This is a genomic window from Bordetella sp. 15P40C-2 (genome assembly GCF_009763235.1).
In the GTDB taxonomy this organism is placed as follows: Bacteria; Pseudomonadota; Gammaproteobacteria; order Burkholderiales; family Burkholderiaceae_B; genus Bordetella_A.
Window position 1 is genome coordinate 1 of the sequence record NZ_WSJA01000043.1, and the last position, 20,273, is coordinate 20,273.

Here is a 20,273-nt window from a genome sequence, read left to right on the forward strand (position 1 = left end):
GTGCGGATGTGGCGGTTCACTAAATCCAACGGGATTACCGAGGGCTTTCACACGAAGATGGAAATGCTCTCGCGCCGGGCGTTTGGGTTCAGAAATTTTGAGAACTACCGCATGAGAGTCTTGGCTCAGTGCGGTTGGAACGGTGTGATTAACCGGGGCTGATGAATGCTCATCCCCCGTTTATGGGGTAGAGCCTGAATGGTCATCCCCCGTTTATGGGGTAGAGGGGAAAAATGTTCTTGGCGGACAGAGGGGGATTCGAACCCCCGATACGCTTATCACGTATACACGCTTTCCAGGCGTGCGCCTTCAACCACTCGGCCACCTGTCCTGATCTGGACGATCTGCCCTGTGACCCAGGCGGGCACACATACGGCAAATGCGAATCCGCGATTCTAGCAGAATTGCCGCGCTTGCGGTAGCGCCCGAGAGGTTTAATCGGCCTTAAGCCCGATACGTTGGGTCAGAGCGGCAAAGCGATCGATGTCCTGTCCGATCAGCGACTGAAATTCCGCGGCCGTGCTGGTGGTCGGACTGAAGCCGATTTTCAACAGATCGCGCCGCACATCCGGTTGTTTCATGATCTGCGCGACCGTGCGGTTCAGCTTGGCCACGACCTCGGCGGGCGTGCCGGCGGGCACGAGCAGGCCATGCCACTGATCCAGCTCGTAGCCGGGCAGGCCCTGCTCCGCCACCGTGGGCACGTCCGCCATCAGCGTGGAACGTTGGGGCGAGGTGACCGCCAGGGCACGCACTTTGCCCGCCGCTAGAAACGGTGCCGCGCTGGACGCGGTGACCACGCCCGCAGGTACCTGCCCTGTCAGCACATCGGTAAGCGCCGGCCCGCAACCACGATACGGCACATGCTGCACCGGCACGTCGGCGCGCAACATCAACATTTCAATCGCCAGATGTTGCGGTGTGCCGTTGCCGCAGGACGCCGTCGCCAAGTGGGCTCCAGGCTGTTGCCCCGCCTGGATCCAATCCGCCAGCGAGTGATAGCGCGACGCTTCCGGCACGATCAGCACCGAGGGCACAAAGGCGACATTGATCACCGCCTGAAAGTCCTTTTTCGGATCGAAACCGAGATGACCGTAAACCCCCGGATTGATCGCAAAGGAGCTATTGACCATCAGCAGCGTATGGCCGTCTGCCGGGGCCTCGGCCACCGCGCGCGCGCCGATATTTCCACTCGCACCGGGGCGATTCTCGACGACCACAGGCTGGCCCAGGCGCTGCTGAATCAGCGCTCCCAGCTTGCGCGCCAGCAGGTCCGTGCCGCCACCCGGGGGAAAGGTCACGATGATTGTGAGCGGACGCGTGGGAAACGCCGTCGTGGTCGAACTCGAATTCGCGCTGGCGGACACATGGCCTGTATGCGAGAACACCACGATCAGACCCAGTACCACTGAGACCACCACGAGCAGGATGCCACGAAAGAAATACGAGCGCTTGTTCATTTCGGTGTGCCAAAAAGCATTGCTATTCGCTTAGCCGTTCAAGGCGATAGTCAGCTGTCCAGACCAATATCCAGGACACGGGCGCTATGCGTAAGCCAGCCGATCGCCATCAGGTCCACGCCGGTTGCCGCGATCGCGGGCGCGGTTTCCGGCGTAATCCGGCCAGAGGCTTCGGTGATGGCGCGGCCATCGACCATGGCGACAGCTTCGCGCAGCATGTCGGGGCCCATGTTGTCCAGCAGCACGACTTCCACGCCGAGGTCCAGCGCCGTGCGCAGCTGTTCGAGCGTATCGACTTCAAGTTCGATCTTGACCAGATGGCCAATCGCGGCGCGTGCGCGCTCCACGGCCTGACGCACGCCACCGGCGATGGCGATGTGGTTGTCCTTGATCAGCACGGCGTCGTCCAGCCCGAAGCGATGGTTGCTGCCACCGCCGACACGCACCGCATATTTTTGCACGGCGCGTAGACCGGGGATGGTCTTGCGCGTGCAGGTGACCCTGGCCCGATACTCGCGGATGGCCTGCACAATAGACGCGGTGGCCGAGGCCACGCCGCTCAAATGGCACAGGAAATTCAGCGCCACGCGCTCGGCCGTCAACATGCCACGCGCGGGCCCGCTGATGGTCGCGATCTCCACGCCGGGTTTCAACACCGCGCCATCGGCCAGCAGCCCACGGAACTCGATGCGCGGGTCAACCAGTTCAAATGCGATGCGCGCGAGATCCAGACCCGCCAAGACACCGTCCTGGCGCGCGACTAAACGCGTCTGCGCCATGGCGTCGGCCGGCACGATGCTATCGGTAGTGATGTCACCTGCTCGACCCAGATCCTCGAGTAGTGCATCGCGTACCAGAGGTTCCAACAACACACGCGGCAACGGCGGGACGGGCGAAATCGTGGTTATGCTCATTTTGAGTATTTATCGGTCAAAAAAATGGCCATCAGGCGAAGTGAGGATTATGCTAATTTTGAGCATAAATACCTGTCAAGCAATTTTTATGATGCAGTGCAATGCGAGGCTGCAGGAAAACGCCCCTTCACCGCAGGCATCAACTGCGTGTTCAGGCCTGTCGCGATAAGGGCAGCTTGCTTCCCGAAATCGCCCGCTCGGTCAATAAATCGCCCCGGAACCGGAACAGCTTAGCCGGCCGGCCCGCACCCGCTGCGGCCATGCCGCCGGTTTCTTCGACCAGATTCTGTTGTTCCACCAGACGCCGGAAATTTTGCTTATGCAAATCACGTCCCGCCAGCGCTTCGACGGTTTGCTGCAGTTGTAGCAAGGTGAACTCCGCCGGCATGAGTTCGAAGACTACGGGACGATATTTGATCTTGGCGCGCAGACGCGCGATGCCGGTGGCCAGAATACGGCGATGATCGGTGCGCATGGGCTCGCCCGGCACCGCGTCATGCGCGGCCGAGGGCGTATGGCGTTCGGCTTCTGGAACCAAACCGGCTTCATACATCAGCTCATAACGCTGCAGCACCATGTCCTCGTTCCACGGCGCGCCATCCAGCCCGAATACACCGGCCAGGCGTTGCTCGCGCGTGGCGCGTAGTGTCGCATCGCTGGTGCCACTCACCCACGCGCGCAGCCGCGGCACGATGAACTCGGCGAGCACAGCCGGTTCCTGGCGGCGATGATCTTCCCAGGGGAAATAGCGATACCAATCGTGCCATACGGCGCGCGACCCGGTTAACGCATCGGTTTCCCGTGTCAGGCCCAGATAGCTGACCGAGATAGCACGCGGCCCGGATTCGTCAAAGCGATCCAGGTCCGCAAACGTGTAGAGCTGCTCGACATAGCCTAGAGGGTGATGCGTCTGCGCCTCGACCCAGGCGCGCATACCGGCCTGCAGGGAGCGGTGGCCGGGTTGAAACGCGCCCGATGGCAGGCCGTCGTATTTCACCTTCGTGTCCAGACTGCCTTCGCCCGAGCGCACCAGGACGCGCGGCTCGCCTCGGGTCACAGCAACCAGGACGGCCACGAGCTCGGCGGATACGACGTTTTCTAAGGGTTCAGGCAATATCCACTCCGCAGGACAGACAACAACAGCAATCTTCACCCTGCCATGATGCGAGGCTGATACGTGGCCTGAATTATAGGCGGAGCCGATACGCTCAAGTTGTCTGGCGACCGTGGCAACGGCGTTATAAGCCCTCGCGATACGGGGCTGCGGCGTTCACCTCACGATACGCAATGACCTTGCCATCGCCCTCGGTCTCCTCCAGGCGCACCTTGAACCCCCATAGACGTCCCAGATGCTTCATCACCTGATCCGCATCCTCGGTGGCCAAGGGACGGCCACGCGTTCGGTGATGCCGCAGCACCAGCGAACGATCGGACTCGCGGCGATAGCGCACAATCTGTATGTCGGGGACATGGTTATCCCGGTTGTGCTGCTCGGCGAGCAGTTTACGGATTTGCCGGTAGCCTTCGTCGTCGTGAATCGCGGCGATCTCCAATACGGGCTTGGCCTCATGGTCCGCGATCGCAAAGAAGCGGAATTCGCGTATTAACCGGGGCGACAGGTATTGCGAGATGAACGATTCATCCTTGAAGTTTCTCATCGCGAAGTCCAGCGTTTGCCGCCAGTCGCTACCCGCGATATCCGGAAACCATTTACGGTCTTCGTCCGTGGGAGCCTCGCAGATGCGACGAATATCCTGCATCATCGCAAAGCCTAGCGCGTAGGGATTGATCCCGCCGTAACCGCGTTCGTCGAAACCGCGTTGACTGACCACATTGGTATGGCTTTGCAGGAACTCCATCATAAAGCCATCGTTGACCAAGCCTTTCTCGTGCAGACGGTTCAAGATCGTGTAGTGCCAGAACGTGGCCCAGCCCTCGTTCATCACCTTGGTCTGCCCCTGCGGATAAAAATACTGGGCGATCTTGCGCACGATGCGCACGAGTTCCTTTTGCCAGGGTTCCAGCTTGGGGGAATGCTTTTCGATGAAGTAGAGCAGGTTCTCTTCCGGCTCTGGCGGAAAGACGCTGCGTTGCTTCTCGGCCGCCAGGTCGGGTTCCACGCGCGGCAAGGTGCGCCACAGGTCGTTGTATTGCAGCCGCGCGTGTTCCTCTCTTTCAGCCTGTCGCTGCGCTTCCTCTTTGTACGAGATCGGCATGGGGCGTTTATAGCGATCAACACCATGCGGGCTCAACGCATGGCAAGAGTCGATGATGGCCTCGACGGCATCGATCCCATACCGGCTTTCACAATCCATCACGTACTTGCGTGCAAACACCAGATAGTCGAGGATGCTGTCCGCATCGGTCCATTGGCGAAAGAGATAGTTGCCCTTGAAAAACGAGTTGTGCCCATAGCACGCGTGCGCGATTACCAAGGCCTGCATGGCCATGGTGTTTTCTTCCATCAGATACGCAATGCAAGGGTTCGAGTTGATGACGATCTCGTACGCCAGCCCCTGCATGCCGCGACGATAGTATTGCTCGTTGCGGATGAATTCCTTGCCGTATGACCAATGCGGATAGCCGATGGGCAAGCCGCCCGACGCATACGCGTCCAGCATCTGTTCTGAAGTAATGACCTCGATCTGGTTCGGATAGGTATCGAGCCCGAACTCCTGCGCCACCTCGGCAATGGCCTCGTCGTAGCGTTGAATGAGCTCGAAGGTCCATTCCGACCCTTCGGAGATCGGTCTGGCCGACGGTGTTGATTGTCGCGGGAAGTCGGCCCCGGTGAGCGCGTTGACGTTCATGATACGGGCTCCTTCTTGAACAGATCGTGGAACACGGGATAGATCTCACCGCGTTCGCAGATCCTGCGCATCACAAAATGCGGCGCGCTCTTCTGCTCGTATTCCGCCCACAGGCTGCTTTTACGGGACTCGGCGGAATCGGGTACCTCGATATAGGCGAAATAGCGGGTCGCGGGCAACAGGTGTTCAGCCAGATAGCGCGCACTCTTGCCTGCATCGGCCCCGAACGAATCGCCATCGCTGGCCTGAGCGCCATAGATGTTCCAGGCGGTGGGCGGAAAGCGTTTCTGAACAATCTCGTTCATCAGCTCCAGCGCCGAAAGCACGATGGTGCCGCCACTCTTGGGATCGTAAAAGAAGGTCTGCTCGTCGACTTCTTCGGCGTTATCCGTATGACGGATGAAGACGACTTCGACATGTTCGTACTTGCGCGAGAGGAACAGATAAAGCAGCGTGAAGAAGCGCTTGGCGAGATCCTTTTTGCCCTCGTCCATCGAACCGGACACATCCATCAGGCAGAACATGACGGCGCGCGCCATGGGTTGCGTGACAGCGATGCGGTTGCGATAGCGAAGATCCAGATCGTCGAGAAACGGCACGTTTTCCAGGCGTTGCCGACAGTCTTCGACCTCCTCGCGCAGGGCATCCACCTCGGCGCGTGGCGCACCGGCTGCGATCGCCGCATCGAGTTTGGCTTGTGCCGCTTCCAGCGCCGAGCGTGCGGCCACGGTCAATGCGACACGCCGGGAAAGCGACGCCTTGAGCGTGCGACTGACGCTCAACAAGCTGGGCGAACCGGTAGTCGTATAGCCCGCGCGCTGCCATTTCTTCTCGTTGACATCACCGAGTTGCATGCGAATCAAATGCGGCAGCTCAAGATCCTCGAAAAACAGAGTCAGGAACTCCGCGCGCGAGAGGCTGAAGGTGAACTGATCCACCGACTCGCCCTCGCCAGGCTCGGAACCGCCAGCGCCCTGCCCGCCTTTGGGCCGCTGGAATGTGTCGCCTTTGACGAACTCACGGTTACCCGGATGGACGAGCTCGCGATCGCCTCCGGGACCGTGCCGAAAATGCGGCTCAGAGATATCGCGAGCCGGCAGGTTCACTTCCCCGCCCTGGTCCATGTCTTCGATGGACCGCTCGCGCACCATATCCTGTACAGATTTGCGGATCTGGTCTTTATATCGCCTGAGAAAGCGTTCGCGGTTGACCGCACTCTTGTTGCGGCCATTCAAACGCCGGTCGATCAGTGAATTCATGATTCACCTCGCTCAGGATGACTTCCTCACGCGCAGATACCATTCGCACAACAGACGCACCTGCTTCTCGGTGTAGCCCTTTTCCACCATGCGATCGACGAAACTCTGATGCTTGGTGCGATCTTCCGCCGACGCTTTCGCGTTGAAGGAGATCACGGGCAGCAGATCCTCGGTGTTCGAGAACATTTTCTTCTCGATCACTTCGCGCAGTTTCTCGTAGCTGGTCCAGGCCGGATTACGTCCGGCATTATTGGCCCGCGCCCGCAGAACAAAATTGACGATCTCGTTGCGGAAGTCTTTCGGGTTGGCGATACCAGCGGGTTTTTCGATTTTTTCCAGCTCGTCGTTCAACGCGCTGCGATCGAAGCTCTCGCCAGTCTCGGGGTCACGGAATTCCTCGTCTTGAATCCAGCAATCCGCGAACGTCACATACCGATCAAAGATGTTCTGCCCGTACTCGGAATACGACTCCAGATAGGCAGTCTGAATTTCCTTGCCGATGAATTCGGCGTAACGCGGGGCCAGATATCCCTTGATGAAATCCAGGTAACGCCGACGGATCTCTTCGGGATAATCCTCGCGGCCGATGCGTTGCTCAAGCACGTACATCAAATGCACGGGGTTGGCCGCCACCTCGGTTTGATCGTAATTGAACACGCTGGACAGGATCTTATAGGCGAACCGGGTGGATACGCCCGTCATACCTTCATCGGTGCCCGCGTAGTCCTTGTACTCTTGTAGCGCCTTTGCCTTGGGATCGACATCTTTCAGCGACTCGCCATCATAGACGCGCAGCTTGGAGTAGATGCTGGAGTTCTCCGGTTCCTTCAGGCGGGTAAGCACCGAGAACTGCGCCATCATGTCCAGCGTGCCCGGCGCGCAAGGTGCATTGGCCAGCGAACTATTACGCAAGAGCTTTTTGTAGATCTCGACCTCTTCGGTGACCTGCAAGCAGTACGGCACCTTGACGATATAGATACGATCAAGGAACGCTTCGTTATGCTTGTTGTTGCGAAAGGTCTGCCATTCCGATTCGTTCGAGTGCGCGAGAATCAGGCCGTTGAACGGGATCGCGGAGAAGCCCTCGGTGCCCTTGAAGTTGCCTTCCTGCGTGGCCGTGAGCAACGGGTGCAGCATCTTGATGGGCGCCTTGAACATCTCGACGAATTCGAGCAAGCCCTGGTTGGCCAGGCACAAGCCGCCCGAATAGCTGTAGGCGTCCGGGTCGTCTTGCGAGTGCCGGTCGAGCTTGCGTATGTCGACCTTGCCAACCAGCGAGGAGATATCCTGGTTGTTCTCATCGCCCGGTTCGGTCTTGGCGATAGCGACTTGCCGCAGGACCGAGGGCGTCAGCCGCACCACGCGAAACTTCGAGATATCGCCGTCGAATTCCTTGAGGCGCTTGACGGCCCACGGCGACATGATGCCGCTCAGATAGCGCTTGGGAACCCCGTACTCCTTTTCCAAGGTATCGCCAAAACGATCGGGGTGGAACAGACCCAAGGGCGATTCGTTGATGGGGGAACCCTTGAGTGCATAAATGGGATAGGCCTCCATCAATACTTTCAGACGTTCGGCAATGGAGGACTTGCCCCCGCCTACCGGGCCCAACAGATAGAGGATTTGCTTGCGTTCTTCCAGACCCTGCGCGGCATGCTTGAAGAAAGCCACGATCTGATCGATGACCTCTTCGAGGCCGAAGAACTCTTTGAATGCGGGATAACGCCGCACCACGCGATTGGAGAACAATCGAGACAACCGCGGGTCATTGCGGGTATCGATCAGTTCCGGCTCTCCTATGGCTGCCAACATCCGCTCCGCGGGGCTGGCATAAGCCATGGGATCAGTTCTGACGAGATCGAGATACTCCTCTAGGGACAGCTCGGTTTCCTGATCCTGCGCATACTGCGATTTGAAGCCTTCAACGATGTTATGCACGGATAACCTCCTACATCGCATGGTCGGTTAACAAGTCCGTCATCCCATTGTGTGCCCCAATCGCGAATGCCGCTACAACTTTCTCGTCATGAAAAACCCGGGGTCATGTCGATATGTTGCTTTTGGCATACGCGTTTGGAGAGCGGATCAACGTGACCGTGTTAAGTTAGGCTATAGCATCGCGGAACAAGTTCCGTCAATCAAGTAAAAGAATCATCATTTGGTGAATTGATTGAACGGTCTGTGTCGCTTACGCCGCCGCGGTTTTGCTGCCGAGCATCCGTTCCACATAGCGCGCAATCGTGTCGACTTCGAGATTGACGCGATCGCCGGCGCGCACATTGCGCAATGTCGTGACCAGTTGTGTATGCGGGATGATGTTGATGCTGATGTTGCACCCAGCGTCCAGATCAATCACGCGGTTGACGGTGAGACTGATGCCATTGACGGTAATGGAACCTTTGTAGGCCATGAACCGGGCGAGATGCGCGGGCACGCGGATCACCAGTTCACGCGATTCCCCCACCGGTTCGAAGCTCACGACCTCGCCCATGCCATCGACATGACCCGATACGAGATGACCGCCGATCTGGTCACCCACGCGCAACGATTTTTCCAGATTGACTTCGCCAGTGCGATCCAGGCCCACCGTCAAGTTGAGGCTCTCACGAGACACATCGACTTGGAATTGCTGAGCTTGTAGCGCGACGACCGTCATGCAGGCGCCTTGCACGGCGATGGAATCCCCGATGCTGACATCGCGCAGATCCAGATCGCCCGCGTCTATCGTCAAGCGTACGCCCCCCTGCTTGTCATCACCCAGCGGTTCGAGATGAGAGATACGGCCCACTGCCGCGACCAGACCAGTAAACATGTGTGTGTTCCTTCAATTCGGGCCCAGGCCCCGGAAAAAGCTGAAAAACAGAAAGGTTTAATTTTCCGCGCAGGTTATTGCTTGGCGTAATGCATTCCAACGATTCGCATCTCGCGCGCGCAGCCGCAAATCGGCGCCCACGCGCACCATATCGGCAAATTCAAACCGGCGCGCATGCTCCAAGTGCTCGATCAAGGGCAGACGCAGCATCGCGGCGGCATCGCCCAACAGCACGGGGGCCAAATAGACGAGCAGCTCATCTATACATCCTGCTGACAGTAGCGCGCCACCCAGCCCTGCACCGGCCTCGACATGCACTTCGTTGATATCGTGACTGCCCAGCCAGCGCATCATCGCTGGCAGATCTACGCGTGGCCCTTCCGCTTCAGGCAACGTAATGACTCGCACATTTCGTTGCGCCAAGCGCGCGGCCTTATCGGAATGTTCCGCCGCCGTATTGGCGGTGAAGATCAAGGTCTCCACGCCGTCGGCCTGGGCGCTTTCGAATAGTTGCGCGTCTTCCGGGATCTCGAATGCGGCGTCGACCACCGCGCGGCGTGGCGCGCGCGTCGTAGCGACCTCGCGCACGTTCAGACGCGGATTGTCTTTCAATATGGTGCCCATGCCGGTCAGCACGATGCAGCTGCGCGCGCGCCATGCGTGCCCGTCCGCGCGCGCGGCCTGCCCGGTAATCCATTGCGACACCCCGTTATGCAACGCGCTGCGGCCATCAAGCGAGGTGGCCATTTTGACCCAAGCCCACGGCGTACCTCGGCTCATTCGCGCGATGAAGCCCGCGTTGATTTCGAGCGCCTCATCGGCGCAGACATTGGTGGAGACGGCAATGCCCGCGGCACGCAGGCGGGCCAGACCCCGTCCATTGACCTGGGGATTAGGATCGCCCATGGCGACGACCACGCGCGCCGGCTGGGCGGCGACCACGGCATCGACACAAGGAGGGGTGCGCCCAAAATGGCTGCACGGCTCCAAGGTCACGTACATCGTCGCACCGGCCACGGACTCGCCTCGGGCGCTCGCGTCTCGCAAGGCGCAGATCTCGGCATGTGGGCCGCCGGGCGGCTGAGTTGCGCCTTCTCCGATCACGCGGCCCTCGCGCACGATGACGCAGCCCACGCGGGGATTGGGCGTAGTGGTATTCATCACGCTGCGGGCAAGCGCCAAGGCATGGCGCATCCAGCGGATATCGTCGGTATCAGTAATGGCAGTCACGCTACAGATTGTATGCGCGGTCGCGATCGGGGGAGTGCGGGCGACCGGCGTGCGAGGGCGCTTACACGCGATCGCGGCTACTTGCGGGGCAACTTGCCCGGCAACAAAGGCCCTTGCATTTCGCGGATGGCTTCGACGAATTCGCCGATGTCTTCGAAGTTCTTGTACACCGATGCGAACCGCACGTAGGCGATTTTGTCGAGCCGTTTGAGTTCGAGCATGACGAGCTCGCCGATGCGCTCGGTAGGCACTTCCCGATCCCCGCTGGCCAGCAGGGTTTCCTCGATGCGCGCGACGGCGCTGTCGACTTCGGCGGTGCTGACCGGGCGTTTGCGCAGCGCGAGCGACAGGCTGGCGCGTAGTTTGGCGGGATCGTATTCGCTGCGGTTACCGTTGCGCTTGACCAGCGTCGGCATGACCAGCTCGACGCGTTCGTAGGTCGTAAAACGCTTGTCGCAGGCCAGGCAGCGGCGACGGCGGCGAATGGTATCGCCCACTTCAGATACCCGGCTGTCTGCCACCTGGGTATCGACGTTGCCGCAAAATGGGCATTTCATGAATGCGCCCCCTGTCCATATCAGTTGGCGTATTGTAACGATGCCGGGGCCGCGTGGCGCCGTGACGGATCGGGCGGGGGCGACGGCGCGTCGCGTGGACGCGCCGCCGTATTGACGATTTACTTGCTGTAAACCGGCAAGCGGGACGTCAGTTCGTTGACGCGGGCGCGCACGGCGGCGATATTGGCTTCGTCGCGCGGATTATCGAGCACATCGGCGATCAGGTTGGCGGTGAGTTCGGCATCGGCTTCGGTGAAGCCGCGCGTGGTCATGGCCGGGGTGCCCAGACGGATGCCGCTGGTCACGAAGGGTTTTTCCGGATCGTTGGGGATGGCGTTTTTGTTGACGGTAATGTGGGCTTGGCCGAGGACGGCTTCGGCTTCTTTACCGGTGATGCCCTTGGAGCGCAGGTCGACCAGCATGACGTGGCTTTCGGTACGGCCGGACACGATGCGCAGGCCGCGCTTGACGAGCGTATCGGCCAGGACCGCCGCGTTTTTCACGACTTGTTGGGCGTATTGCTTGAACTCGGGCGACAGCGCTTCTTTGAAGGCGACGGCCTTGGCGGCGATGACGTGCATCAGCGGGCCGCCTTGGATGCCGGGGAAGATCGCGGAGTTGATGATCTTCTCGTATTCGGCCTTCATCATGATGACGCCGCCACGCGGGCCACGCAGGGATTTGTGCGTGGTGGAGGTGACGAAGTCAGCATGCGGCACGGGGTTCGGGTAGGCGCCGCCCGCGACCAGACCGGCGTAGTGGGCGATGTCGACCATCAGCAACGCGCCATTTTCATGGGCGATGCGAGCCATGCGTTCGAAGTCGATGCGCAGCGAGTAGGCGGAGGCACCAGCGACGATGAGCTTGGGTTTGTGTTCTTTGGTGAGCTTTTCGACTTGGTCGTAGTCGAGGACTTCGTTGGCGTCGAGGCCGTAGGAAACGAAGTTGTAGAGCTTGCCGGAGGCGTTGACGGAGGCGCCATGGGTGAGGTGGCCGCCTTCGGCCAGGCTCATGCCCAGCACGGTGTCGCCCGGCTTGAGGACGGCCATGTAGACGCCCTGGTTGGCCTGGGAACCGGAGTTGGGCTGCACGTTGGCGGCTTCGGCGCCGAAGATTTCCTTCAGGCGGTCGATGGCCAGTTGCTCGACCACGTCGACGTATTCGCAACCACCGTAGTAACGCTTGCCGGGATAGCCTTCGGCGTATTTGTTGGTGAGCTGGGTGCCTTGAGCCTCGATGACGGCGGGGCTGGCGTAGTTTTCCGAGGCGATCAGCTCGATGTGCTGTTCCTGGCGGACGTTTTCTTTCTCGATGGCGGCCCAGACGTCGGGGTCAACCTGGGACAAGGTCAGTTTGCGGTCAAACATGGGGCTTCCTGGCGTAATGAGGGAACTGGGATGGGTGGATGACCGTTAGTTTAACGCTTTGGACGGGCGGGCTTTGGGGAATGGCTGGGAAATCTAGGGCTTAATGCGGGATGGGGGGAGTAAGTTGAGGAGGGTTCAACTTATGGGTGAAAAGGAGTCATGCTGGGGCGCGTTTTTTTTTTATAAGCGGCTCGGTGACGGTTGGTGGGTGGCCGGTTGACGCTAGCTCGATTTCTGGAGTGTTGGGCTGCAGGGCTGCGAGTGTTGCGGGAGGCTGGGTTCTTTAGCCGTCGCGGCCGGGCGCTGGGCTGTGGTGCCGGCCCTGTCGCAGCGGCTCGGCCCACGAGCAGGGGCCTCGGTCCCCTTCGGGGACTGCCCGCCGCTCAACGGGCCGGCACCACAGCCCAGCGCCCGGCCGCGACTCATAGAAACGTAGTTCAAGAGGATGGGTACGGGGGGCGGCGGCGTGAGGGGTGCTTGTGAGCTAGGCCGACGAGGGCCTGGATGCCGTGTTGGAGTTTTTGTCCGACGCCGCAGGCGTGTCGTCACGGCTGCGGCGTTGTCGTGCTGGCGGTTACGTTGCCTGCGGGCTACCGATTTGGGTCGGGGCCAAGTCGGGGTTGAGAGTGTAGATGCCGGTCACGCTGGCTTGAGCGAGGATGTGGCCTTGCATGGCTCGCAGAGCCTCCTCGCCATTGAAGTTGCCGTGTACGTCGAGCTTGGGCACGTCAAGTGCGTATAAGGTGAAGACGTAACGGTGCGGGATCTCGTCGTTCCAGGGGGGGCATGGACCGTCGTAGCCGAAATAGTCGCCGCTCATATCGCGGTCGGCGGCGAACCATTTGGTGTAGTCGTTGATGCCTTGACGGGCCTCTTTGGGGGCCAGGGGGCCGCCTTTGCCGCGCGGGGTGATGCCGCTCGAAAAAGCGCCCTCTTCGATTTCGCGCAGTGACGGATCCAGGTCAATGAGTACCCAGTGAAAGAACTCGACGCGCGGCAGCGTCTTGGAGACGCTGCGACCCTCCTGGTTGACGTCGTCGGGCTTGGAGGGCACGTCCGGATCGTGGCAGATCAGGGCGAATGAACGCGTGCCGTCTGGGACGTCGTCCCACGAGAACTGAGGGTTGCAGTTGTCCGCGAGAGCGATGTGCGACTGCGGGTCGATCTTGCCGAACGCGTAGCGCTCCGGGATCGACTCGTTATCGGAAAAAGACAAACTCGAGAGTTTCATGTCGGACTCCTTCCAGCGAAACTGAGGGGGTATGCCTACCCGACCAAGTTAACACGGGCGAACTTGCGCTTGCCCACTTGAATCACATAAGACCCCGATGTCAATTGCAACGATTTGTCTTCGACGCGGTCACCATTGATACGAACTCCGCCTTGTTCCACATTGCGTTGGGCCTCGGCACCAGAGGCGACCAAGCCAGCTTCGCGCAATACCTTGAGGATGCCCAGCGGTGCGCCAGATACGTTGACTTCGGGCATGTCGTCGGGCACTGCGCCGTCGCGGAAACGGGCCTGGAAGTTCGCGAGCGCTTCTTCCGCTGCGCGGGCGGAGTGGAAACGGGTGATGATTTCTTGCGCCAGGGCGACTTTGGCGTCGCGCGGGTTGGCGCCGGCTTCGGTGGCGGCTTTCAAGGCGGCGATGTCTTCCATGGAACGGAAGGACAGCAGCTCGAAGTAGCGCCACATCAGCGTGTCCGAGATCGACATCAGCTTGCCGAACATGGAATCGGGCGACTCGGAGATGCCGATGTAGTTGCCCTTGGACTTGGACATCTTCTCGACGCCGTCAGTCCCCTCGAGTAGCGGCATGGTCAGCACACACTGCGGGGCTTGGCCGTATTCTTTCTGCAGTTCGCGACCGACGAGAAGGTTGAATTTCTGATCGGTGCCACCGAGCTCCAGGTCGGATTTGAGCGCGACGGAGTCGTAGCCCTGCATCAGGGGGTACAAAAATTCGTGCACGGCAATGGGCACGCCGCCCTTGAAGCGCTTGGTGAAGTCCTCGCGCTCCATCATGCGCGCCACGGTATAGCGCGAGGCGAGCTGTATCAGACCCCGGGCGCCTAGCGGATCGCACCATTCGGAGTTGTAGCGGATCTCGGTACGCTCGGGATCGAGCACGAGGCTGGCCTGAGCGTAGTAGGTTTTGGCGTTGGTCTCGATCTGTTCGCGGGTCAAGGGCGGACGGGTCGAGTTGCGGCCGCTCGGGTCACCGATGGTCGAGGTGAAGTCGCCGATCAGGAAGATGACGTTGTGACCGAGGTCTTGCAACTGGCGCATCTTATTGAGCACCACCGTGTGACCCAGGTGGATGTCGGGAGCCGTAGGGTCCAAACCGAGCTTGATGCGCAGCGGCACGCCAGTGGCGCGGCTCTTGGCCAGCTTGCGGGCGAATTCCGACTCGACGAGCAGTTCGTCGCAACCGCGTTTGGCGATGCGCAAATCTGCTTCGATTTCGGGGGTGATGGGGGCTTCGGGTTGGGACATAATTAGGGCCAGATGCGACGATGAGGGCTACGGTGAGCCTTATAATAGCGACGAACGTGTAAAACTTTCCGACGTATCGGAAAATTAGTCGAAAATTCTATCTGAATCGGATAGGATACGACGCTAATCATACGCAACTGTTGTCATCACGGCTCTTTTTGCAGTTGCAACTCGCTTTAACCCCTTTGTTCACCAGAGGCTACGCCTGACGTAGGCCGCCCCGCCAATATCCTTCTCTATATTGGTGGACTGGCCACATCTACGCGCATGCTTCTTGGGACTGGCACCCCCTGAAAGGTTTTCTCAATGTATCGTGGCTCCCACAGCCCGGCTGATCGCTCCGCACCCAGCACTGCCGCCCTGTCTCGCCCCGAGTCTCCCCGTCGCGTCGGCTGGATTCGTCGCACATTACTGGTTACCACTGTAGGATTGTTTGCCGGCGCGGCTGCGCTGGGCATGGTGCAGCAACCGGATCACGCCAAGCTCCCCGAATCTCGTCAGATTCAGACGGTTCTGTCGCTTGGTGCCGATCAGCTTCGCGTGAGCGAAGCGAGCGCCGAGGCTCCGTATGTCAGTGAAACGCGTATTCGCTCCGGCGACACACTGGCGACCGTGCTGCAGCGTCTGGACGTGGATGCACCGGGCCTGCAACGGTTCCTGACTCATGCTCCCAGCGCGCGCAGCATTTACAAGCTCTACCCCGGGCGCTCTGTCCAGGCGGCGACCGATGCCGAAGGGAATCTGCTTTGGCTGCGCTATATCCACACGCCGGGCCAAGAAGTCGATGGCCAGGTGGCGACCAAAATGCTCGTCGTGACGCCCTCGGACGACACGTACAAGGCCGAAGAAGTCACGGAGAACACGGATCTGCAAACGCGGGTCGCCGCGGGCACCATACGCAGCTCGTTGTTTGGCGCGACGGACGCGGCGGGCATTCCGGATTCCATCACGCAACAGATGGCCGACGTGCTGGGCGCGAAGATCGACTTTCTGCGCGATCTGCAGCCGGGCGATCAGTTCCGTGTGGTCTATGAAGTGCGCTCGCACGAAGGCCGCTATGCCGGTGCGGGACGCCTGCTGGCGGTGGAATTCATTAACAAAGGCAAGGCGCACAACGCGGTGTGGTTCAGCCCGGATGGCAAGACGGGCAATTACTACAGCTTTGACGGCGTGAGCCTGCGCGGCGAGTTCCTGCGCACTGCACTGAAGTTCACGCGGATCAGCTCGACATTCGGTGGACGCATGCATCCGATTCATCGCACGTGGACAGGCCACAAGGGCGTGGATTACGCCGCGCCGACGGGCACGCCGGTGCATGCCACGGCGGATGGCACGATCGAATTCGCAGGGTGGCAGAACGGCTACGGTAATGTCGTCATCATCAAGCACCACGGCAAGATTTCGACGTTGTATGCGCACCAGAGCCGTATTGTCTCCGATATCAAAGTCGGCACCAAGGTCTCGCAGGGCCAGTTGATTGGCTACGTGGGCTCGACGGGATGGTCGACCGGACCGCATCTGCACTACGAATTCCGTATCGACAACAAGCCCGTGGATCCGCTGTCTGCCGACTTGCCGGTGTCTCGCCCGCTCGAAGCGAACGAGGCGCGCAAGTTCCAGGCGGCGACGGCGACGTATAAACAGCAGCTCGCGCTGATGACGGCGTATCAACAGGATGCGCTCGAGCCTGGCCCGACGCTCGCGAGTCGTTGATGCCACGACCGGCCGGGACCAGTGATGCCTGATTTTTCTGGCCCGCTCTCGGTCCATGCCGGACATCTCTATATCGGATTGATGTCCGGCACTAGCCTGGATGGCGCTGACGGCGTCCTGGTGCGCTTGGGCGCCCCAGGGACATCGCAGCCGCCTGAGGTGCTCGCCACGGCGGCCCTGCCGATGCCTGCGTCGCTGCGGGACGAAATGTATGCGCTGAATCGGGCCGGCGATGACGAACTGCATCGTGTCGCGCTGGCAAGTCAGGAGCTGGCGAAGCTCTATGCGCGCACGGTGCAGACCTTGTTGGATGATGCGCAGCTGCCCGCCGTGGCGGTGCGCGCAATCGGCGCACACGGCCAGACGGTGCGGCATCGCCCCGAGCTGGGATATACCCTGCAGCTCAATGCGCCAGCGTTACTCGCGGAACTGACTGGCATCGATGTCGTGGCGGATTTTCGCAGCCGCGATGTGGCCGCCGGTGGTCAGGGCGCGCCGCTCGTGCCGCCTTTTCACGCCGCGATGTTTGGCACGGACTTTCCCAGGGCGGTGTTGAATCTGGGCGGTATCGCCAATATCACGCTACTGGCACCAGGCAAGGCGCCCCGGGGATTCGACACGGGTCCGGCGAACGTGCTGCTCGATTTGTGGTGTCAGCGTCATACCGGGCAAGCTTACGATAAAGACGGCGCCTGGGCGCAAGGTGGACGCGTGGATGCGGGTCTGCTTGAACATCTCGTCGCCACTGAACCATGGTTGGCAGTGCCTCCGCCCAAGTCCACGGGACGGGATCTATTCAATGCGCAATGGCTGGACGCGCGTTTAAGCACGTACCCGGTTGTCTCCCTGCTCTCTGCGCAAGACATACAGGCGACGCTGCAGCGCTTCACTGCTCGTACGGTAGCCGACGCTTTGCGGGACGCGGCTCCCGAGAGCCGGGATGTGCTGGTGTGTGGTGGCGGTGCCCGCAATGCAGGCTTGATGCGCGATCTGGCCGATTGCCTGCAGCGGCCTTTGCAACCGACGGATGCCGCGGGTGTCCCAGCACAGTGGGTCGAAGCGATGGCCTTCGCGTGGCTGGCACATGCCTGCGTGGAGCGGCTGCCTGCCGGCGTGCCCGAAGTCACGGGTGCTCGCGGCGCACGCGTATTGGGCGCGATCTACCCGGCTTAGCACCGCCCACGCGATCCAGGCACACGAAGACAAACGGCCACGACGAACTCGTCGTGGCGCGATATAGGTAGTGAGCTAAGCGTAGTCCGGCACGCAGGCCGGACTAAGTCGGTTTACACCGAGAAAGACGAGCCGCAGCCGCAGGTGGTCGTAGCGTTCGGGTTGCGAATTACGAACTGGGCGCCTTCGAGGTCTTCCTTGTAGTCGATTTCGGCACCGACCAGGTATTGAAAGCTCATGGGGTCAACCAGCAGTTGGACGCCATCCTTGTCCAGCACGGTATCATCGTCATTCACAGCTTCGTCGAACGTAAAGCCGTACTGAAAGCCAGAACAGCCGCCGCCTTGCACGAACACGCGCAATTTCAATTCGGGGTTGCCTTCTTCCAGCAGCAGGTCTTTGACCTTCGCGGCGGCGGAATCGGTGAAGACCAGCGGCGTCGGGGGCGCCTGCAGGTCGACGGTTTCGGTAACTGCGTTCATGGTGGAACTCCTGGCCGAACAAGCGGCCAATGTATGTATAACGTCAGCGAATTTTTCGCCGCAATGCTGTCATAGTAGCGCAGACGCGCCTGCGCTTCAAAGTGGCAGCTTGACCGTGCGCGATGCGCGGACGGTGGTCCCTTCGAGCACGTTGACCACGACGGTTTCGGGGACAAATCCCTCCGGCAGGTCGAGAACGCCTTCGCTGCGCTGATACTGATCGAACTTCACGGGCAGTGCGTCAGCGGGGTCCGAGTCGGCGCTGGCCTCCTCGACGGGTGGCGTGCCCTCGGCTTTGCGCTGCAGCGGAAGGAGATCCAGCGTCACATCCTCGCCTTTCAGCACCCCGGTCGCTTGAAATTGTAGGCTACCGATAAAGGGGCTACCGGGTCGCCCGCTACGCATCAGCAGCACCCGGTATTTCAGCCCTGCGCCCTCGCGCAAAACTTCGGCGCCACGGATGTCTACCGTGCCTTCCGGCCCGGGCGGCAGCAGCTGCTCAAAGAACGCCAAACGCTCCCTTACGCTGCCGAGCTCCTCTTGCGCAGCGCGCAGTTGGGCCTCAAGCTCGAGCCGGGCGGCACGTTCGACGGCCATTTCGCCTTCGGCGGTGTCCAGCTGCGCGCGTAAAAAGCGGCTTTCGGCCTGACTTTGCTGGACCGCGGCATCGCGCGCGGCGAGCTGTTCATCGGTGATGACCACCTTGGGCGTGGCATTCTCGGCGCGACGGGCGTATTCATATCCGCCCCAGGCGCCGCCTGCCAGGCCTATGACGAACGCGGCAATGGCTATAAACCACTGCCGGGACGAAGCCGGGCGAACCGGCGATGCGGGATCCGAGGACATCAATGCGGTCTGAGCCGGTCGATGAAGACCGGCTCATGGCCTTAGGGCAGAATCGCGACCTGATCCAGGCCGGCCGATTCCGGCAGACCGAACATCAGGTTCATGTTCTGAATGGCTTGGCCGGATGCGCCCTTGACCAGGTTGTCCTGCACGACCAGCACGATGAGCAGGTCGCTGTTTTCCGGGCGCTGCACAGCAATGCGCAGCGTGTTGGAGGCGCGCACCGAGCGGGTCTCGGGCAGGCGGCCCGCCGGCAGGACATCGATAAAGGGCTCGTCGGCGTAGCGCTGTTCGTACAAGGCCTGGAAGTCCGTGTCCATGGCTTCGGGCCGGATACGAGCGTACAGCGTCGAGAACATGCCACGAATCATCGGGACCAGATGCGGCACGAAAGTCAGGCCGACTTTTTCGCCGGCAAGCTTATCGAGCTGCTCGGAAATCTCCGGGTGATGGCGGTGACCCGCCACGCCGTAGGCCTTGAAGTTATCGCTGGCTTCAGAGAAGAGCGATCCGACCTCGGCTTTACGACCGGCGCCAGAGACACCGGATTTGCAATCGGCGATAAGCGTCTGCGTATTGACCAAACCCTTTTCCAGCACGGGCGCGAGACCCAGCAGCACCGTGGTCGGATAGCAGCCAGGGTTACCGATCACACGCGCCTTGGCGACGGCGTCGCGGTTAAGCTCGACCAGACCGTACGCGGATTCCTTAAGGATATCCGGGCAGCTGTGCGGCATTTTGTACCAGCGCTCGAAATTGGCAGTGTTCTGCAAACGAAAGTCGGCCGCCAAGTCGATGATGCGGGTCCCGGCAGCAAGCAGTTCCTGCGCCTGGGACATGGCCACGCCATGCGGCGTCGCAAAGAAAACCACATCGCAATCGGTCAGCGGGGCTTTTTCCGGCGTGGAAAACGCCAGGTTCACGCGGCCACGCAGGTTCGGATACATGTCGGCCACCGGCAGCCCGTCTTCCTTGCGCGACGTGATGGCGGTGAGTTCCACATGGGGGTGTTGCGACAGCAGGCGCAGCAACTCGACGCCGGTGTAACCGGTACCGCCGACAATGCCGACCTTGATGCGGGAATTCGTTGCGTGGGCCATAGCTCAGGTGATCCGTAAGACGAAGAAAGATTGTAGCCCTAACTGCGGGGCAGA

At 60.7% G+C, this 20,273-nt stretch carries 18 protein-coding genes and 1 tRNA gene; 3 read left to right on the top strand and 16 right to left on the bottom strand.

Annotation, left to right across the window (positions count from 1 at the left end; translation table 11 throughout):
• Window positions 1-162 (top strand): transposase (locus GOQ25_RS17540; RefSeq protein ID WP_160351780.1); only part of this gene is annotated, 162 nt, incomplete at its 5' end.
• A 78-nt stretch (window positions 163-240) separates the two neighbouring features.
• Here the strand turns inward: GOQ25_RS17540 and GOQ25_RS17545 are convergent.
• The 13 genes from GOQ25_RS17545 to tyrS form a co-directional block, all read right to left on the bottom strand.
• Window positions 241-331, bottom strand: a tRNA-Ser gene (locus GOQ25_RS17545).
• Window positions 332-434: 103 nt separating this feature from the next.
• Window positions 435-1,460: a tripartite tricarboxylate transporter substrate binding protein gene (locus tag GOQ25_RS17550; RefSeq protein WP_160351781.1), complete on the bottom strand. Its 1,026-nt coding sequence runs from the start codon at window positions 1,458-1,460 to the stop codon at window positions 435-437.
• A 50-nt stretch (window positions 1,461-1,510) separates the two neighbouring features.
• Window positions 1,511-2,374, bottom strand: coding sequence for a carboxylating nicotinate-nucleotide diphosphorylase (nadC, locus tag GOQ25_RS17555; protein ID WP_160351782.1), 864 nt, complete (start codon window positions 2,372-2,374; stop codon window positions 1,511-1,513).
• Window positions 2,375-2,525: 151 nt separating this feature from the next.
• Window positions 2,526-3,488, bottom strand: coding sequence for a hypothetical protein (locus tag GOQ25_RS17560; protein ID WP_160351783.1), 963 nt, complete (start codon window positions 3,486-3,488; stop codon window positions 2,526-2,528).
• 124 nt (window positions 3,489-3,612) lie between these two features.
• Window positions 3,613-5,184, bottom strand: a complete 1,572-nt coding sequence (locus GOQ25_RS17565; RefSeq protein ID WP_160351784.1) for a SpoVR family protein — start codon at window positions 5,182-5,184, stop codon at window positions 3,613-3,615.
• Window positions 5,181-6,443 (bottom strand): YeaH/YhbH family protein, encoded by a 1,263-nt coding sequence (locus tag GOQ25_RS17570; protein WP_160351785.1) that lies wholly within the window; start codon window positions 6,441-6,443, stop codon window positions 5,181-5,183. Before GOQ25_RS17570 ends, GOQ25_RS17565 begins: the two co-directional genes overlap by 4 nt.
• A gap of 12 nt (window positions 6,444-6,455) precedes the next feature.
• Entirely contained in the window at window positions 6,456-8,372 is a 1,917-nt protein-coding gene (locus GOQ25_RS17575) for a PrkA family serine protein kinase (RefSeq protein WP_370519988.1), read from the bottom strand.
• Window positions 8,373-8,631: 259 nt separating this feature from the next.
• Entirely contained in the window at window positions 8,632-9,255 is a 624-nt protein-coding gene (locus GOQ25_RS17580; protein WP_160351787.1) for a riboflavin synthase, read from the bottom strand.
• Between the two features lie 57 nt (window positions 9,256-9,312).
• On the bottom strand, window positions 9,313-10,485 hold the full coding sequence (gene ribD / locus GOQ25_RS17585) for a bifunctional diaminohydroxyphosphoribosylaminopyrimidine deaminase/5-amino-6-(5-phosphoribosylamino)uracil reductase RibD (protein ID WP_370519983.1): 1,173 nt from the start codon (window positions 10,483-10,485) through the stop codon (window positions 9,313-9,315).
• 77 nt (window positions 10,486-10,562) lie between these two features.
• The gene (gene nrdR / locus GOQ25_RS17590; protein WP_160351788.1) at window positions 10,563-11,042 is read right to left on the bottom strand and encodes a transcriptional regulator NrdR; all 480 of its coding nucleotides are present in this window, start codon (window positions 11,040-11,042) and stop codon (window positions 10,563-10,565) included.
• A 119-nt stretch (window positions 11,043-11,161) separates the two neighbouring features.
• Window positions 11,162-12,409 carry a serine hydroxymethyltransferase gene (gene glyA, locus GOQ25_RS17595; RefSeq protein ID WP_160351789.1) on the bottom strand — a complete coding sequence of 416 codons (1,248 nt, stop codon included), beginning with the start codon at window positions 12,407-12,409 and terminating at the stop codon, window positions 11,162-11,164.
• Window positions 12,410-12,983: 574 nt separating this feature from the next.
• The gene (locus GOQ25_RS17600) at window positions 12,984-13,640 is read right to left on the bottom strand and encodes a YbhB/YbcL family Raf kinase inhibitor-like protein (protein ID WP_160351790.1); all 657 of its coding nucleotides are present in this window, start codon (window positions 13,638-13,640) and stop codon (window positions 12,984-12,986) included.
• A 35-nt stretch (window positions 13,641-13,675) separates the two neighbouring features.
• Window positions 13,676-14,905: a tyrosine--tRNA ligase gene (gene tyrS, locus GOQ25_RS17605; RefSeq protein WP_160351791.1), complete on the bottom strand. Its 1,230-nt coding sequence runs from the start codon at window positions 14,903-14,905 to the stop codon at window positions 13,676-13,678.
• A gap of 306 nt (window positions 14,906-15,211) precedes the next feature.
• Between tyrS and GOQ25_RS17610 the strand changes: the two genes are divergently transcribed.
• Window positions 15,212-16,618, top strand: a complete 1,407-nt coding sequence (locus GOQ25_RS17610; RefSeq protein ID WP_236844636.1) for a M23 family metallopeptidase — start codon at window positions 15,212-15,214, stop codon at window positions 16,616-16,618.
• Window positions 16,619-16,642: 24 nt separating this feature from the next.
• On the top strand, window positions 16,643-17,791 hold the full coding sequence (locus GOQ25_RS17615; RefSeq protein ID WP_160351792.1) for an anhydro-N-acetylmuramic acid kinase: 1,149 nt from the start codon (window positions 16,643-16,645) through the stop codon (window positions 17,789-17,791).
• Between the two features lie 113 nt (window positions 17,792-17,904).
• Here GOQ25_RS17615 and erpA read toward each other — a convergent pair whose 3' ends face one another.
• The 3 genes from erpA to argC form a co-directional block, all read right to left on the bottom strand.
• Window positions 17,905-18,273 (bottom strand): iron-sulfur cluster insertion protein ErpA, encoded by a 369-nt coding sequence (erpA, locus tag GOQ25_RS17620; RefSeq protein ID WP_160351793.1) that lies wholly within the window; start codon window positions 18,271-18,273, stop codon window positions 17,905-17,907.
• A gap of 96 nt (window positions 18,274-18,369) precedes the next feature.
• Window positions 18,370-19,119: a DUF6776 family protein gene (locus tag GOQ25_RS17625; RefSeq protein WP_160351794.1), complete on the bottom strand. Its 750-nt coding sequence runs from the start codon at window positions 19,117-19,119 to the stop codon at window positions 18,370-18,372.
• 41 nt (window positions 19,120-19,160) lie between these two features.
• Complete coding sequence (gene argC, locus GOQ25_RS17630) at window positions 19,161-20,219, bottom strand: N-acetyl-gamma-glutamyl-phosphate reductase (protein WP_160351795.1); 1,059 nt, start codon at window positions 20,217-20,219, stop codon at window positions 19,161-19,163.
• Between the last annotated feature and the right edge of the window lie 54 nt (window positions 20,220-20,273).